Here is a 15277-nt window from a genome sequence, read left to right on the forward strand (position 1 = left end):
CCCGACGCGGACCGTCCGCACCCGGCCCTGCCCCCTCTCCTGACTGGTGACCCATGAGCGCACCCAGCCCCACCCCGCCGACGCCCGCGACAGCCACGGCGACGGCGACGGCGACCGACAGCCGACCCGGTGACGTCGTGCTCGAGGCCGTCGGCCTCACCAAGCACTTCCCGCTGCGCTCGGCCCGCCGGCGCAGCGTCGTCCACGCGGTCGACGACCTCGACCTCGAGCTGCGCCGCGGGACCGTCGTCGCGCTCGTGGGCGAGTCGGGCTCGGGCAAGTCGACCGTCGCGCGGCTCCTCGCGCAGCTGCTCCCGCACACCGGCGGCACCGTCCGCCTGCAGGGTGAGGTCGTCGACGCACGCGGGCGCCGCCAGTTCCGCGCGTACTGCCGTCGCGTGCAGATGATCTTCCAGGACCCGTTCGCGTCCCTGAACCCGATCCACACGGTGCGGTACACGCTCACGCGCGCGCTCCGCATCCACCACCGTGGGCTGCGCGGCGACAACCTCGAGCTGGCCCTGACGGAGCTGCTCGAGCGCGTCCAGCTGCACCCGGCGTCCCGCTACGTCGACAAGTTCCCCCACGAGCTGTCCGGCGGTCAGCGCCAGCGCGTCGCGATCGCCCGCGCGCTCGCCGCCGAGCCCGAGGTCCTGCTCGCCGACGAGCCCATCTCGATGCTCGACGTGTCGATCCGCCTCGGGATCCTCAACCTGCTGCGCGAGCTGCGCGACGACCTGCACCTCGCGATCCTCTACATCACCCACGACATCGCCTCGGCCCGGTACTTCGCCGACCGGACCGTCGTCATGTATGCCGGGCGCATCGTCGAGACCGGCGACAGCGAGTCCGTCACGCAGGACCCCCGGCACCCGTACACGCAGCTGCTCGTGCGGTCGGCCCCCGACCCGGACCAGCTGTCGCCGCTCGGTGCCGGCGAGGCACGCGGCGAGGCCCCGAGCCTCGTGACCCCTCCGCCCGGCTGCCGCTTCCACCCCCGCTGCCCGCACGCGACCGCGCTGTGCCGCACCGAGGTGCCGCCGCTGATCGACGTCGGGCCCGGGCGCGAGACGGCGTGCTGGCTGTACTCGCCCGACACCCCCGGCGCACCGGTGCTCGCCACCGCCACCGCCTCCACCACCGCGTCTGCCGCCCCGTCCGCCACCAAGGAGGGGGACCGATGACCTTCCTCGCCCGCCGCATCGGCTTCTACCTCGTCACCGCCTGGGCCGCGGTCACCCTGAACTTCTTCATCCCGCGGATGATGCCGGGCAACCCGGTGGACGCGCTCATCAACCGCTACCAGGGCCAGATGAGCTCGGACGCGATCGCGTCGCTCAACGTCCTGTTCGGGATGGACGACACGTCCAGCACCTTCCAGCAGTACCTGCACTACTGGTCGCTGCTGTTCCACGGCGACCTCGGCCTGTCGTTCACGTTCTTCCCGACGCCCGTCGGGGGCATCATCACGCAGTCCCTGCCGTGGACGATCGGCCTCGTCGGGCTGTCGACGATCCTCAGCTTCGTCATCGGCACGCTCATCGGGACCGCGATCGGGTGGCGGCGCGGGACGTGGGCCGACTCGATCCTGCCGATCACGACGTTCTTCTCCGCGGTGCCGTACTTCTGGCTCGGGCTGCTCGCGATCATGCTGTTCGGCGTCGTGTGGCAGGTGCTGCCCGCGTCCGGCGGCTACGACGGCGGCTTGGTCCCGACGTTCAGCGGTGAGTTCATCGGCTCGGTCCTGCAGCACGGGCTGCTGCCGGCCGCGACCATCGTCATCTCGTCGGTCGCCGGCTGGATCCTCGGGATGCGCAACATGATGGTCACGGTGTCCTCCGAGGACTACGTGACGGTCGCACAGGCCAAGGGGCTCAGCGAGCGCCGGGTCATGTTCGGGTACGCCGCGCGCAACGCGATCCTCCCGCAGGTCTCCGGGTTCGCGCTGTCGCTGGGCTTCATCGTCTCGGGGACGCTCGTCATGGAGATGGTCTTCTCCTACCCCGGCATCGGCTACGTGCTGTACCAGGCGGTGAGCGCCAAGGACTACCCGCTCATGCAGGGCGTCTTCCTCATCATCACCCTCTCCGTCCTCGTGGCGAACATGCTCGCGGACCTCATCTACGCGCTGCTCGACCCGCGCACCCGGCAGGAGGGCTGACATGGCCGTCAACTCCATGACGCTCGATCCGAGCGTCACCGTGCCCGACGCGGTCCCCGCGGCCGCGGCGCGTCACCACCTCGTGTTCCTGCGCAACACCAAGGCGATGACCGGGCTGGTCATCCTCGCGGTCTTCACGGTGCTCGCCGTGATCGGCAGCTGGATCTCGCCGTACGACCCGAGCGCGCTCAGCGCCGCCACCATGTCGCCGCCGTCGGCGCAGCACTGGCTCGGGACGACGAACCTCGGCCAGGACATCCTGTCCCAGATCCTCGTCGGCACCCGGGGCGTCATGATCGTCGGGCTCGCGGCCGGCATCATCGCGACCGCGCTGGCCGTGATCATCGGCGTGACCGCGGGCTTCATCGGCGGCGTCGGCGACGAGCTGCTGTCGGCTCTGTCGAACATCTTCCTGGTCATCCCCGCGCTGCCGCTCATCATCATCATCGCGGGGCAGCTGCCCTCGTCGGGCGAGCTGACGGTCGCGTTCGTCATCTCGATCACCGGGTGGGCGTGGGGGTCGCGCATCCTGCGGGCCCAGACGCTCTCGCTGCGGCGGCGCGACTTCGTGGAGGCCGCCCGGGCCAACGGCGAGTCGCTGTGGCGGATCGTCATGTTCGAGATCCTGCCCAACCTCACGGCGATCATCGCGTCGAGCTTCGTCGGGACCGTGACGTTCGCGATCCTCTCGGAGATCACGCTCGCGTTCATCGGCGTGACCTCGATCAGCGACTGGAACTGGGGCACGATCCTGTTCTGGGCGCAGTCCAACCAGGCCCTCGCCCGCGGCGCGTGGTGGTGGTTCGTGCCCGCCGGGCTCTGCATCGCGCTGCTCGGCATGGCGCTGTCGCTGATCAACTTCGGCATCGACGAGTTCGTGAACCCGCGCCTGCGCAACACCGGGCAGAACGCGCGCACGATGCGGCGCCGCGGGATCCGGGCCCGCATCGGGTTCACACCCGTCGCCGTTCCCGCGCAGCCCGCGCCGCTCGCGCAGCCTGCCGCCCCCGCACAGCCCGCCGGACCCGGACGGAAGGACGAGGCATGACCGCCACGACGACGACCCCGCGCGCGCCCGGCGTCCCGGCAGCCAACCGGGTCCCGGTGCTCGAGGTCCGCAACCTGAGCGTCGACTACGGGTACGGCGACTCCCCGACCCACGTCCTGCGCAACACCTCGCTCACGCTGCACCGCGGCGAGGTCCTCGGCCTCGCCGGGGAGTCGGGCTGCGGCAAGTCGACGCTCGCGTACGCCGCGACCCGGCTGCTGCCGCCGCCGGGGCTCATCACCGGCGGGGAGGTCATCTTCACCGACCGCTCCGGGACGAGCGTCGACCTGCTGCGGCTCGACGACGCCCAGCTGCGCGCGTCCCGCTGGCGCGACACCGCGATCGTGTTCCAGGGCGCGATGAACTCGCTCAACCCGGTCTTCCGGATCGGTCGGCAGCTCACGGACGCCATCCGGGCGCACCGGCCCGACGAGCCCCGGCAGGTCAGCGCCGAGCGCGCAGCCGAGACGCTCGAGATGGTCGGGATCGCCGCCGACCGCCTGCGCTCCTACCCCCACCAGCTCTCGGGCGGCATGCGTCAGCGCGTGATGATCGCGATGGCGCTCGCCCTCGAGCCGCAGGTGCTCATCATGGACGAGCCGACGACCGCCCTCGACGTCGTGATGCAGCGCCAGATCATCGAGCAGATCTCCGAGCTGCGCGAGCGTCTCGGGTTCTCGGTCGTCTTCATCACGCACGACGTCTCGCTGCTCATCGAGATCGCCGACCGCATCGCGATCATGTACGCGGGCGAGATCGTCGAGGACGCCCCCGCCGAGGACGTCTACCGCCGCCCGCGCCACCCGTACGCGCACGGCCTGCTCCGCTCGTTCCCGCCGCTGCACGGTCCGCGCCGCGAGCTCGGGGGCATCCCGGGGTCACCGCCGGACCTGCTGCACCTCGCACCCGGCTGCCCGTTCGCGGCGCGCTGCCCGCACGCGTTCGACCTCTGCCGGACCGACCGGCCCGTCCTCGGCCCGACGGCCTTCACGGCCACCGAGCCGTCCAGGCTCGTCGCGTGCCACCTGCACTCGGGTGGTGTCGTGCCCCCGGAGCTCACCGTGGGCGTGCCGGCCTGACCTGTGGCGCCGGCTCGACCTGTCGTGCCCGGCTGACCTGTGCGGGGACCTTCGGCTCTGGCATCGGCGAGCTGCGCGAGGTCGAGTAGGCGCAGGAGGTGGTCCCATGTCCAGGTGTCGTTCATGCCGGGGTCGCGCACGTGACGGTCGGGCGTGCACGTGCGGGCCGCGTCGGCCCTCGGGGGCGGCCGCGACCGGGGCGCTCACCGCGGCGGCGGTCGCGGGCACGGTCGCCACGCTGCGGTCCAGGGCCCTGCGCTGGGGCGCGACGCGCGCCGAGGTGGACTCGGCGCTGCCGGGCGACGAGCTCATCCTGCATCCCGGGCTCTCGGCCACGCGAGCGATCACCATCCGGGCCGACGCGGGCGCGGTGTGGCCGTGGGTCGCGCAGCTCGGTCAGGGCCGCGGCGGGTTCTACAGCTATGACGCGCTCGAGAACCTCGTCGGCTGCAAGATCCACAGTGCCGACGACATCGTCCCCGAGTGGCAGTCGATCGCGGTCGGTGACGAGGTCCGGCTGCATCCCGACGGTGGGCTGCGGGTCGCCCTGGTCGACCCCGGGCGCGCGCTCGTCCTGCGCGGCGGGGTCCCGATGGGCGCGACGCCGCCGCCGTACGACTTCACGTGGACCTTCGTCGTCCAGGATGCGCCCCGTGGCAGCGTGCGGCTGCTCGTCCGCGAGCGCTACGGGTACGTCAAGGACTGGGCCCCTCTGCTCGTCGAGCCGGTCTCGTTGATCAGCTTCCTCATGAGCCGGCGCATGCTGCTCGGCATCAAGGAACGGGCCGAGCGGCCGGCCGACCTCACAGGTGAGGGCACCGACAGCCTCACCTGACACCTCCCGCCGGCCGATGCTGAGGGTGTGCCCCTTCCGCCCGACGACATCCCGGCGTCCCCCACCGGTCGAGTTCCTCAGTGGGTCCTCGACGAGGCGGCGGCCCGGTCCGCCGAGCCCCCGGGTCTGCGGGTCGCCTGGTCGGCACCACCGGCGCCACCCGCACCGGCACGTCGGAGCGGCCGGGTCCCGACCTCGGTCACGGTGAGCCTCGTCGTCGTCGCGGCGCTGGCGGGCGCCTCCTGGTTGACCGCGAACCTCCCCGCTGCGTCCCGCGACCTCGCCTCGGCACTCCAGCCCGTCTCGGCGCCGGCGCCGTCGCCCGCGGTCGTCGCGCTCGCCGACGAGGCGCACCTGTCCCCCGACGGCCGGGACCTGTTCTACGGCGCGCACCCCGAGATCCTGGACCGCCAGGCGTTCGCAGGTCGATGCGTGGACGGCCCGGCTCGACCCGCCGTGTCGGCCGGCAGCGCGGTGGGCTGCTTCTTCGAGGGCCCGAGCTCGATCGTCCTGTTCGAGCCCGCCGACCCGCGCCTGCACGGGTCCGTCGTCGAGACCGCGGCCCACGAGACCCTGCACGCCGCCTGGGCGCAGCTGAGCACGGACGAGCAGCCGCGGCTGGCCGCGCTCCTGGAGTCCGAGGTCCTCGCCCTCGCCGCCGACGACCCGATCCACGAGCAGATCGACGCGTCGGTCGGCACGCACCCCGAGAGCCGCCCCACGGAGCTGTTCGCGTACGTCGGCACACAGGTCTGGCGCCCCGGCGGGATCAGCGCGCAGCTCGAGGCGACGTACGCCCGGTTCATCTCGGACCGGGCCGCACTGGTCGCGGTGCACACCGGCTGGCAGGGGCTGCTCGACGGGATGGGCACGGAGATCCAGACGGCATGGGATGCCCTTGCCGTGCGGGACGCCGCGAACGCGCAGCGCCGAGCGCAGCACACGGCGGACGCGGCCTCGGTGGACTACTACCGCGAGGCCTACCGGGCCAAGGCGGCCGAGGTCGCGGCGATGCCGGCGAGCCAGCGACAGCGCCTCAGGCTGTCGTGGGTGTGGTGGGACGGCACGGAGCTGCCGATGGCACCGGCCGAGCAGACCCTTGCGGACGCCGCTGCCCTGCTGGCGCGCGACGACGCAGCGCTGCCGGCCCAGGAGGCCGCCATCCAGGCAGACGAGGCCACGGCCTCCCAGGAGCACGCACGGGTCGACGGCCTCATCGCCGACCTGGAGGCCCTGCAGGCCATGCTCGACCCGGCGACGTCGCCCGCCACCGCGACGTCGGCGACCTGACCCGTGCGCTCCGCCGCACGGACGCCTGGGGTGTCCACCCTCGCGTGGCACCCGTACGCCCCGCCCCCGTTCACCTAGACTCGCCGGGTGATCTTCAAGGCGGTGGGCGACGGTCGGCCTTATCCCGACCACGGCCTTGTCACGTCCAAGCAGTGGGCCGAGGTCCCGCCGCGCCAGGTGCGGCTCGACGAGCTGGTGACGACCAAGGTCACGCTCAACCTGGACACGCTCCTGTCGGACGACTCGACCTTCTACGGCGACCTGTTTGCGCACGTCGTGCAGTGGCGCGGGGTCATGTACCTCGAGGACGGTCTGCACCGAGCCGTCCGGGCAGCGCTCCAGCAGCGCCCACTTCTGCACGCCCGCGTCCTGGTGATCTCGTGAGCACCGACCCGGACCGCGCCCGCACGCTGCGCCGGCGGCACATGCACGAGCGGCAGGCCGTCATCTTCGGCGTGCTGCTGGCCGGTCTCGCCGTCGCCGGCCTCGGCGCCGCGGCTGTCTACACCGGAACTCTGGGCATCCCGTTCCTCTCCCGCGGGTTCAGCTCCCCGCCGCCCGAGGCCGGGGTCACCGCCCCGCCGTGCCCGCCCGAGGGCGCCGCACCGGTGCCGTACGCGCAGGTCACCGTCAACGTCTACAACGGCGCCAAGGTCCCCGGGCTCGCCGCTCAGACGGCCGCGGCCCTGACCGCGCGCGGCTTCGTGGTCGCCACGACCACCAACTCGACCGAGAGCCTGGCGGGCACGGCGCGCCTCACGTTCGGCGCCGCGGGCGTCGCGGCGGCATACACGCTCGCCGCACAGCTCGACAAGCCCGTCCTCGTGCTCGACGCCCGCGCCGACGCGAGCGTCGACATCACGGTCGGCTCCGGCTACAACGGGCTCGTCGCGGCCGACCTGATCCTGCTCGACCCTGCGGTGCCGTTCGCGGCGCCCGCCGGCTGCGTGCCGATCTCCCAGATCACGCTCGCCCCGGCGCCGGCGCCGACGACCGACACGGCGACCGAGGAGCCCCCGCAGGACGGCGCCGAGACCCCGGCGCCGGAAGACACCCCCGCCGCCGGCTGAGCCGCCCGAACCTCACCACCGGCCCGGCACCGACTCACCGCCGCGGACACAGTCGCGGACACAGTCGCAGAGCCTCAGACACAACCGCAGACACAGAGCCGCCGACCGGTCCCGAGGGTCCGGTCGGCGGCTCTGTGATCGTGGCGGTGAGAGGGCGTCAGTCAGACCGCCTTGATCTCGTCGCCGCCGGGAACGGACGCGGGGCTCGCGGGCTCCTGGCTCGTCCCACGCCAGCGGGCCAGCGCGCGCATGAGGTGGTAGAGCCCGATCGCCGCGGCGCTGCCGAGCGCGATGCCCTCGAACCGCAGGTCGCCGGCCGAGAACGAGTAGTTCGCGATGCCGATGATCAGCGCGACGGCCGCGGTCATGAGGTTCACGGGGTCGGAGAAGTCGACCTTGTTCTGCACCCAGATACGCGCGCCGAGCAGGCCGATCATGCCGTAGAGCACCGTCGTCGCCCCGCCCAGGACGCCCTGGGGGATGGTCGCGATCAGCGCGCCGAACTTGGGCGACATGCTCAGGACGAGCGCCGCCCCGGCGGCCACCCAGTAGGCCGCGGTCGAGTAGATCTTCGTGGCCGCCATGACCCCGATGTTCTCGGCGTAGGTCGTCGTGCCGGAACCGCCGCCGAGACCGGCGAGCGTCGTCGCGACGCCGTCGGCGAAGAGCGCGCGACCCACGAGCGGGTCGAGGTCGTGGCCCGTCATGGCGGACACCGACTTCACGTGGCCGACGTTCTCGGCGATGAGGACGAGCACCACGGGGATGAACAGGCCGAGCACGGTGAAGTCGAACGTCGGCGTGACGAAGGTCGGGAAGCCGATCCAGCTCGCGTCGCGCACGGCGTCGAAGCTGACCTCGCCGCGGATCGAGGCGACGGCGTAGCCGATCACGACGCCGACGAGGATCGACAGGCGCCCGAGGATCCCGCGGAACAGGACCGCGGTGAGCACGATCGCCATGAGCGTGATGAACGCGGTCACGGGAGCCGCTCGGAAGCCGCTGGTGCAGGAGGTCGCGATCGCGCCGTCGACCACGGACTGCTGGCAGGTGCCCCACGCGACGGGCGCGAGGTTGAACCCGATCAGCGCGACGATGGTGCCTGTCACGACCGGGGGCATGACGACGTCGATCCAGCGTGAGCCGGCGATGTGCACGATCCCGCCGATGACGGCGAGCAGCAGACCCGTGACGAGGACGCCGCCGAGCGCGACCGACTGCCCGCCGGAGGCCATGGCTGCCGTGATGGGCGCGATGAACGCGAAGCTCGACCCGAGGTAGCTCGGGAGCTTGTTGCCGGTGATCAGCAGGAACGCGACGGTGCCGATCGCCGAGAAGAACAGCGTCGTGGCCGGGGAGAAGTGCGTCAGGAGCGGGACGAGGAACGTCGCCCCGAACATCGCGACGACGTGCTGCATCCCGATGCCGATCGTGCGCGGCCAGCTGAGCCGCTCATCAGGGGCGACGACCGCCCCGGGGCTGATCGTGCGTCCGTCGCCGTGCACACGCCATCCGATGCCGCTCACTCGCGGTTCTCCTTGTCCTGGGTCGGTGCGGGCCGCCCCCGCGGCGCGAAGCACCGCAGCCCTGTGCGGAAGGGTAGCGGCGGACGCCTCGCCCGGTGGCGGTGTTCCACGCCCAGGACGCGCACAGTGGCGGTACAGGCCGGGGCGCTACTCTGGCCCTTCACCCGCGCGCGTTCCCGGAGGATCCTCTGAGCCCCGATCGTCTCCTCAAGTCCCGCGGCGCCGTGTGGACCGCGTTCGTCGTCGCGCACGCCTGGATCACGTTCATGGGCGTCCAGCTGATGTTCAACAGCTCGTTCCACGACGTCGACCTGTACCGGTACTGGATGTGGCTCGGCGCGCACCTGGGCCAGTGGCCGGTCCTGAGCAGCGACTGGGTCTACCCCGCGGGCGCGATCGTGCCGATGCTGATCCCCGCCGTCGCGAGCACCACGAACGGTCACACGTACGCGCTCGCCTGGTGCGTGATGGTCACGCTGCTCGACGCGCTCGCCGTCGTCGTGCTCCTGCGGCACCGCCGGTCCACGGCCGGCGTCTGGTGGTGGATGGCGTTCCTCGTGCTGCTGGGCCCGGTGTCCATGGGGCGCCTCGACGCGATCATCGTGCCGGTCATGATCGTCGCGCTCGCGGTCCTGCTCTCGCGGCCGCGGCTCGCGGCTGCGCTCCTGACGGCCGGGGCATGGATCAAGGTCGCACCGGGCGCGATCATCATCCCCCTGGTGCTCGTCACCCGGCGGCCGTGGCGCGACGTCGTCGTCCCGGCGGGTCTCGTGTCGGCGTTCATCGTGCTCGAGGTCGCGGTCGGCGGCGGGACGTCGCACGTCGCGAGCTTCCTGACGGAGCAGGGCACGCGCGGGCTGCAGATCGAGTCGGTCGGCGCGACCCCGTGGGTGCTCGCCGGCCTGTTCACCACGTCGGTCACGCGCTACCTGAACCAAGAGCTCGTCACGTGGGAGATCACGGGCCCGGGCTCGAACTTCGCGGTCGACGTGCTCGGCCTCGCGCTGCCGCTCGGCATCGCGCTCCTGGCCGCGCTGTTCTGGTGGCTGCACCGGCGTGCTGGGACCGGGATGCACCTGCAGGCGTTCCTCGTGCGGGCCGCGCTGCTCGTTCTCCTCGTCCTCATCGTGCTCAACAAGGTGGGCTCGCCGCAGTACCTCGCCTGGCTCGCGTCACCCGTCGCGCTCGCGCTCGCGCTGCGCCTGCCCGGGTGGCGCTCGACCGCCTGGCAGGTGGCGGCCCTCGCGCTCCTCACGCAGATCGTGTTCCCGCTCGACTACGGCGCGCTGCTCAACGGGCAGGTGCCCGTCTCGCTCGTCCTGGTCGCGCGCAACGTGCTCCTCGTGGTCCTGCTCGTGGAGACCGTCCGCGACCTGGTGCGCGACAGCCGCAGGTCCGAGGACAGCTACACCCCGCCCGGGTTCGTCGAGGCCGCCGCGAGCCACGCCAGCAGGTAGGCGCGCGAGTCGCCGTCGTCGATCGCCGTGTCGGGCAGCTGCTGCGCGGTCGTCCAGGCCCTGTCGGCGTCCTGCGGTCCGGCGAGGGCCAGGTACATGAGCAGGTAGTCGCCGAACTGCACGCCGTACCCGCCCGGAGCCGCCTCGGCGACGTTGGCCCGGATGCGGTCCGGGTCGCCCGCGAGGTACCCGGCGGCGGGGTTCATCGGGATGAGCTGGATGCCGAGGATGGCGCTCGGCTCCCCGCTGAACCACGTCGCGTAGTCACGCTTCCCGCCCCACGCGAGCGCGAAGATCTTGTGCCCGAACCCCTGGTACACGGGCTCGGACAGGTCGGGGTCGGTCCAGTACGCGCGCGCGCTGGCCGCCTCGGTCGACGCGAGCCAGGTCGCCTCGACGCCCAGCGCGTCCTGGCCCGACGCCTTCGCCCAGAGTCCGAGGCCGTTCCAGGCGTTGACCGCCTCGGACGTGGACTCCTGGTTGTTGCCGTCGGCGAACGGCGAGGTGCCCGACGCCCACGAGTGGCCCGCGTACACGTCGAACACGCGCAGCTGCGGCAGCTGGTCGCTCGGGCGCGCCGCGGCGACGTCCTGCGCGAGCAGGTTCATGACCGGGGCGAGCTCGTCCGCGAGCGCGGTGTCGTCGGCCGCGAGGAGACCCGCGGTCGCCAGGAAGTAGCCGTAGTGGAAGTGGTGGTCGTTGAACTCGTCGGAGCCGAACGACGGCGTGAGGCCGATGACCCCGCGCGCTGCCGCGTCGTACACGAAGCACCGGGCCTGGCGCTGCGTGCACCCGTCGGGCTGCGCCCACTCGCGCAGAGCAGCGACGACCTTCTCCTTGAGCGGTGCGACGACGTCGTCCGCCCCGAGCGAGTGGCCGAGCGTGACGAGGGTCGCGGCGCGGTACAGGGCCTTGCCACCGAAGTAGGTGTCCGACGGGAAGGCCGGGGTCGAGGCCACGTCGGCCGCGAGCTGGGTCCGGACGACGTCGAGGCGGTCCTGCGGCACGGACGTCAGGTCGAGGCCGCCGGAGGCCGGGACGACGGGCGCCCAGGACGTGAGCATCGAGCCGGTGCACAGCTCGAGCGCTCCGTAGACGCTCGGGTAGGACGCCGCCCCGCAGTCCGTGCGGTCCGGCTGCTTGCCCGCGCGCTGGTGCGGCATCGTCACGTAGGCGGTCGAACCGCCCGTGGCCGTGCGGTAGCCGATGGTGGTGCGCGCCACGGTGTCGTCGACGCCGTAGGTCGACTCGGAGCCGACGACGGGGTCCACCGCGGCCGACGCGAGCGCCGAGCTGACGGACGCGTCCGCGCCGTCGGGCACCGCGTACCAGGAGGCGGACTGCCCGGCGCTCAGCCGGACCCCGCCCGCAGCGATCGCACCGCTCGGGGCGACGACCGCGTACTGCGTCCCGGCGACCGTCGCGGTCGCGAGCGCGGACCCGACCGGGGCACCCGACGCCGCCGCCGCGAACGGCACGGCGAGGGTCAGGTCGGTGTCCGTGACCGAGGTGAAGCTGACGAACGGCGAGCCCTCGGCGATCACGACGCGACCGATCACGCCGCCGCCCGCGTCGAGCAGCTCGATCGTCACCGTGACCGCGTCGTAGGCGCTCACGCGCGCCGACGTGGCACCGGCGCCGACCGCGACGGCCGGCAGGTGCGGGCCGACGATGGCCTTCTCGCTGACGACCGGCTTCGGCAGCCCGAGCGAGAACCCGTCGGCGGTCAGCGAGAACGACAGCGGCAGCGGGAACACCGGCTGCGGCTGGTCGCCGAACACGAGACCGCTGAACCACCGGTTCGTGGGCGGCACGAGACCGTCGGCGAGCCGGACCGGCGTGAGCTTGCCCGCGGCGGACTGGTCGACGCCCGCGACGAGCGCGGCCGTGTCGACGACGGGCAGCACGGCGTCGCTGGGACCCGCGGCGACCCCGCTCGCCACGGCCGGCCCGGCCGTGTCGGGGTCTCCGGAGGTCACCAGGTAGGCGCCCCCCGCGACCGCACCGGCGGCGACCACGGCGATCACGGCCAGGCCGACCCGCGTGCGAGCCGTCACAGCCGGATCCCGCTCAGGTAGCGCTTGACCGAGTCGGCGACAGTCGTCACCACCCCGTCGTTCGTGAGGTGCAGCTCCGCGGTGACCGGGGTCCCGGCCGTCACGAGACCGTTGGCGTCGCCGGCGACGAGCTCGTCGCTCGCGATGGTGATCGTCGCCTGCGCCTGGTTGGCGACGGTCGTGACGTCGACCCGCTCGACGTGACCCGACAGCTGCTGCTGGTTCGGGAGCACGATCGTCACGGCGGCCTGGTCGCCGATGCGCGCGTACTCCTTCGGGCTCAGGACGTAGTCGGCGAGCACGTACAGCGTCTCGGCCTTCTCGACGACGGCCAGCTGGCCGGACGCCTGGACGAACGAGCCGCGGGTCGCGGTCAGCTGGCGCACCACACCCGGTCCGGTCGCCCGGATGACGAGGTGGCCGTCGGCGTCGACCTCGGACGCAGCAGAGGACGCCGGGCCGAGACCGATCGCGATGTCGTGCTGCAGCGCCGCGCTGTCGATCACGAAGAGGGGGTCACCGGTCTCCACGGTGTCGCCGATCTCGATGGGCTGGTCGACGACGAGTCCCGCGTAGGGCGACCCGACGTCGTACGTCTTGGCGGCGATCTGGGCGGACGAGCTGGCCGCGAGGGCCTCGGACTCGTTGAGGTGATAGGTCGCGAAGGCTGCGCCGACGACGACGATGATCAGGCCGAAGAACAGTCGGATGCGGTTTCCCCAGGTCATGCGGCACCTCCAGGTGCTCCGGCGAGGACGGGCTCGCGCGCGGCGGCGGACCGTCGGGGACGGGCGACCGCGCGACGCTCAGCGGCCGCTGCTCGCTTGGTGCGGCGACCCTCGCGGGCCGCCGTCAGGACGAAGGCACCGAGGATCACGGTGTTCGTGAGGTTCCAGAAGAGCGCGAGGCTCAGGGACCCGTGGGACCAGTCCTTCCATCCCCCGATGACCGAGGTGATCAGCAGGAGGGCGAAGAAGAGGACCTGCGGCATGATGAAGTTGAAGGGCGAGGACGCCTTGCCCTTGCTCCCCGTGACGTGCCAGCTCTGCTCGCGGTGGAACGCGGCGTTGACGAACGCACGCCAGTAGATCGGGAACGAGACGGTGGCCAGCATGAGCACCTCCCACCGGAACGACCCGAGCGTGTAGAACGCGACGAGGATCTGCATCCCGTAGAAGCCCGCGTAGAACGCCGCCCACGCGAGCGGGGACAGGTGGATGTTCATCGGCGTCAGGTCGAAGAAGATCTGCAGCGGCGGCACCAGCAGCAGCGCCAGCGGGGTGATCCCGCCGAGGTAGTGCGTCGCGGTGACCAGGTACTGCAGGCGCTGGTCGAGCGTGAGCCGGCGCTTGCGGGACAGCGGGTTGTGCGTGAGCAGGATCTCGAAGCCGCCCGTGGCCCACCGCAGCTGCTGCTTGGTGTACGCCTCGATCGTCTCGGGCGTGTCACCGATCGCGAGCGTCGTGGGGATGTAGATCGACCGCCAGCCCCGCTCGTGCAGGCGGATGGACGTCCACACGTCCTCGGACTTGGAGTCGGAGTACATCCCGCCGATCTGGTCGATCGCAGCCCTGCGGAAGATCACGTTCGTGCCGACGCAGAACGCCGCGTTGAACCTGTTCCGGCCCGGCTGGATGAACCGGTAGAACACCGACTGCATGTACCCCGCGCCGCGAGAGATCAGGTTGTGCAGGTTGCCGTACGTCTGCGGGGTCTGGACGAACGCGACGTCGTCGGACGCGAAGAACGGCACCGTCTCGTGGAGGAACGTCGGCAGCGGGACGAAGTCGGCGTCGAAGATGACGAAGAACTCGCCGTTGCTGAGCGACAGCGCGTGGTTGACGTTCCCGGCCTTGGCGCCGTTGCTCGTCAGACGCCGGACGTACCGCGCCCCGAGCTCGGCAGCCAGGTCGCGGACCTCGTCGGAGCGACCGTCGTCGAGCACCCAGGTCAGGTGCTCACCCTGCATCGCGACGGCCGCGCTGACCGTGCGCCGGATGGTGCCGAGGTCCTCGCCGTACGTCGTGATGAACACGTCGACCGTGGCAGGGCGGTTGCGCAGGTACATCCGCCACCGGGACGGGGTGTCGTCGATGCGCTGGCGCAGGATGTCGGCGACGTCGTAGAGGCCGTCCTGCGCGTGGTGGAAGTCGAAGCCGCGCGGGTTGTGCCCGCTGGACAGGATCGTCCACATCGACAGCAGGGCCTGCCCGACGAGGATCGCCTCGGCGCCGACGACGAGACTGAACGGCAGCCAGTCGCCGCGGTTGCCCGGGTTGAGCAGGAACACCGCGTACATCACGATGCCGGCGCTCGCCACGAGGACGAGCAGCATGAGCGACGGCGACTGGGCCGCCTCGTTCTCCGGCGTGCGCGCCGGGGTCGTTCTCGGGTCGTCTGTCGGTCGCGGCTCGAAGACGAGCCGCCCAAATGTGGTCTCGGACATGTCAAGCCTCCACCGTCGTCCTACGCAGAACGGCGGCGGACCCCTCGCGGGCCCGTCCACCGGTGCGACGGCCACGCTGGCGTCACGTTCACGGGGGACGGTCGAACGGGTGCCGGGCAACGCCCGGCGCACCGGTAGGAACCGGTCCGAATCCCCCATGGATGAACTACCACGGTGGACGAAGGTCCTAGGTGTGTCCACTCCACCGCGCGTGACCCGAATCACACCGGTATGGGCGGATAGCAGCGCGGTGTCCGTTCCGACCGATGTTCCTGCAGGTCACGCCTGCGAGCGCCTCCGACGGAGTT

13 protein-coding genes are annotated in these 15277 nt (G+C 71.9%); 9 read left to right on the plus strand and 4 right to left on the minus strand.

Going from position 1 to position 15277, the window contains the following annotated elements; all coding sequences use genetic code 11:
* Positions 1–53: 53 nt before the first annotated feature.
* The 8 genes from DDP54_RS06240 to DDP54_RS06275 all read left to right on the plus strand — a co-directional run bounded on the left by DDP54_RS06240 (position 54) and on the right by DDP54_RS06275 (position 7483).
* Positions 54–1184: an ABC transporter ATP-binding protein gene (locus DDP54_RS06240; protein ID WP_109131017.1), complete on the plus strand. Its 1131-nt coding sequence runs from the start codon at positions 54–56 to the stop codon at positions 1182–1184.
* Positions 1181–2161 carry an ABC transporter permease gene (locus DDP54_RS06245; protein ID WP_109131018.1) on the plus strand — a complete coding sequence of 327 codons (981 nt, stop codon included), beginning with the start codon at positions 1181–1183 and terminating at the stop codon, positions 2159–2161. Before DDP54_RS06240 ends, DDP54_RS06245 begins: the two co-directional genes overlap by 4 nt.
* 106 nt (positions 2162–2267) lie before the next feature.
* On the plus strand, positions 2268–3209 hold the full coding sequence (locus tag DDP54_RS06250; RefSeq protein WP_242448439.1) for an ABC transporter permease: 942 nt from the start codon (positions 2268–2270) through the stop codon (positions 3207–3209).
* Positions 3206–4288: an ABC transporter ATP-binding protein gene (locus tag DDP54_RS06255; protein WP_109131020.1), complete on the plus strand. Its 1083-nt coding sequence runs from the start codon at positions 3206–3208 to the stop codon at positions 4286–4288. The genes DDP54_RS06250 and DDP54_RS06255 overlap by 4 nt, the downstream gene beginning before the upstream one ends.
* Positions 4289–4394: 106 nt before the next feature.
* Positions 4395–5123: an SRPBCC family protein gene (locus DDP54_RS06260; RefSeq protein ID WP_146192371.1), complete on the plus strand. Its 729-nt coding sequence runs from the start codon at positions 4395–4397 to the stop codon at positions 5121–5123.
* A gap of 27 nt (positions 5124–5150) precedes the next feature.
* Complete coding sequence (locus tag DDP54_RS06265; RefSeq protein ID WP_146192372.1) at positions 5151–6413, plus strand: hypothetical protein; 1263 nt, start codon at positions 5151–5153, stop codon at positions 6411–6413.
* Between the two features lie 87 nt (positions 6414–6500).
* On the plus strand, positions 6501–6797 hold the full coding sequence (locus DDP54_RS06270; RefSeq protein WP_109131023.1) for a type II toxin-antitoxin system VapB family antitoxin: 297 nt from the start codon (positions 6501–6503) through the stop codon (positions 6795–6797).
* A complete protein-coding gene (locus tag DDP54_RS06275; RefSeq protein WP_242448252.1) occupies positions 6794–7483 on the plus strand; it encodes a LytR C-terminal domain-containing protein in 690 nt (229 codons plus the stop codon). Before DDP54_RS06270 ends, DDP54_RS06275 begins: the two co-directional genes overlap by 4 nt.
* Before the next feature lie 161 nt (positions 7484–7644).
* Here the strand turns inward: DDP54_RS06275 and DDP54_RS06280 are convergent, their stop codons facing one another.
* Positions 7645–9009 (minus strand): solute carrier family 23 protein, encoded by a 1365-nt coding sequence (locus DDP54_RS06280; protein WP_109131024.1) that lies wholly within the window; start codon positions 9007–9009, stop codon positions 7645–7647.
* Between the two features lie 224 nt (positions 9010–9233).
* Here DDP54_RS06280 and DDP54_RS06285 point away from each other — a divergent pair, with 224 nt between their 5' ends.
* Complete coding sequence (locus DDP54_RS06285) at positions 9234–10466, plus strand: glycosyltransferase 87 family protein (RefSeq protein ID WP_242448253.1); 1233 nt, start codon at positions 9234–9236, stop codon at positions 10464–10466.
* Here DDP54_RS06285 and DDP54_RS06290 read toward each other — a convergent pair.
* From DDP54_RS06290 to DDP54_RS06300, 3 genes are read right to left on the minus strand one after another with little or no spacing between them, the layout of a single operon-like run.
* A complete protein-coding gene (locus tag DDP54_RS06290) occupies positions 10415–12523 on the minus strand; it encodes a glycosyl hydrolase (protein ID WP_109131025.1) in 2109 nt (702 codons plus the stop codon). The two genes, DDP54_RS06285 and DDP54_RS06290, sit on opposite strands and share 52 nt — an antisense overlap.
* Entirely contained in the window at positions 12520–13251 is a 732-nt protein-coding gene (locus tag DDP54_RS06295; protein ID WP_109131026.1) for an HlyD family efflux transporter periplasmic adaptor subunit, read from the minus strand. Before DDP54_RS06295 ends, DDP54_RS06290 begins: the two co-directional genes overlap by 4 nt.
* Positions 13248–14969 (minus strand): cellulose synthase catalytic subunit, encoded by a 1722-nt coding sequence (locus DDP54_RS06300; protein ID WP_109131027.1) that lies wholly within the window; start codon positions 14967–14969, stop codon positions 13248–13250. The genes DDP54_RS06295 and DDP54_RS06300 overlap by 4 nt, the downstream gene beginning before the upstream one ends.
* Positions 14970–15277 lie beyond the last annotated feature (308 nt).

Source organism: Cellulomonas sp. WB94, assembly GCF_003115775.1.
Lineage (GTDB): Bacteria > Actinomycetota > Actinomycetes > Actinomycetales > Cellulomonadaceae > Cellulomonas_A.

What these genes read in the sequence shown, in the direction of transcription:
- DDP54_RS06245 (WP_109131018.1), top strand. Translation starts at nt 1,181, where the DNA reads ATGACCTTCCTCGCCCGCCGCATCGGCTTCTACCTCGTCACCGCCTGG.
- DDP54_RS06300 (WP_109131027.1), bottom strand. Translation starts at nt 14,969, where the DNA reads ATGTCCGAGACCACATTTGGGCGGCTCGTCTTCGAGCCGCGACCGACA.
- DDP54_RS06295 (WP_109131026.1), bottom strand. Translation starts at nt 13,251, where the DNA reads ATGACCTGGGGAAACCGCATCCGACTGTTCTTCGGCCTGATCATCGTC.
- DDP54_RS06260 (WP_146192371.1), top strand. Translation starts at nt 4,395, where the DNA reads ATGTCCAGGTGTCGTTCATGCCGGGGTCGCGCACGTGACGGTCGGGCG.
- DDP54_RS06250 (WP_242448439.1), top strand. Translation starts at nt 2,268, where the DNA reads ATGACCGGGCTGGTCATCCTCGCGGTCTTCACGGTGCTCGCCGTGATC.
- DDP54_RS06240 (WP_109131017.1), top strand. Translation starts at nt 54, where the DNA reads ATGAGCGCACCCAGCCCCACCCCGCCGACGCCCGCGACAGCCACGGCG.
- DDP54_RS06255 (WP_109131020.1), top strand. Translation starts at nt 3,206, where the DNA reads ATGACCGCCACGACGACGACCCCGCGCGCGCCCGGCGTCCCGGCAGCC.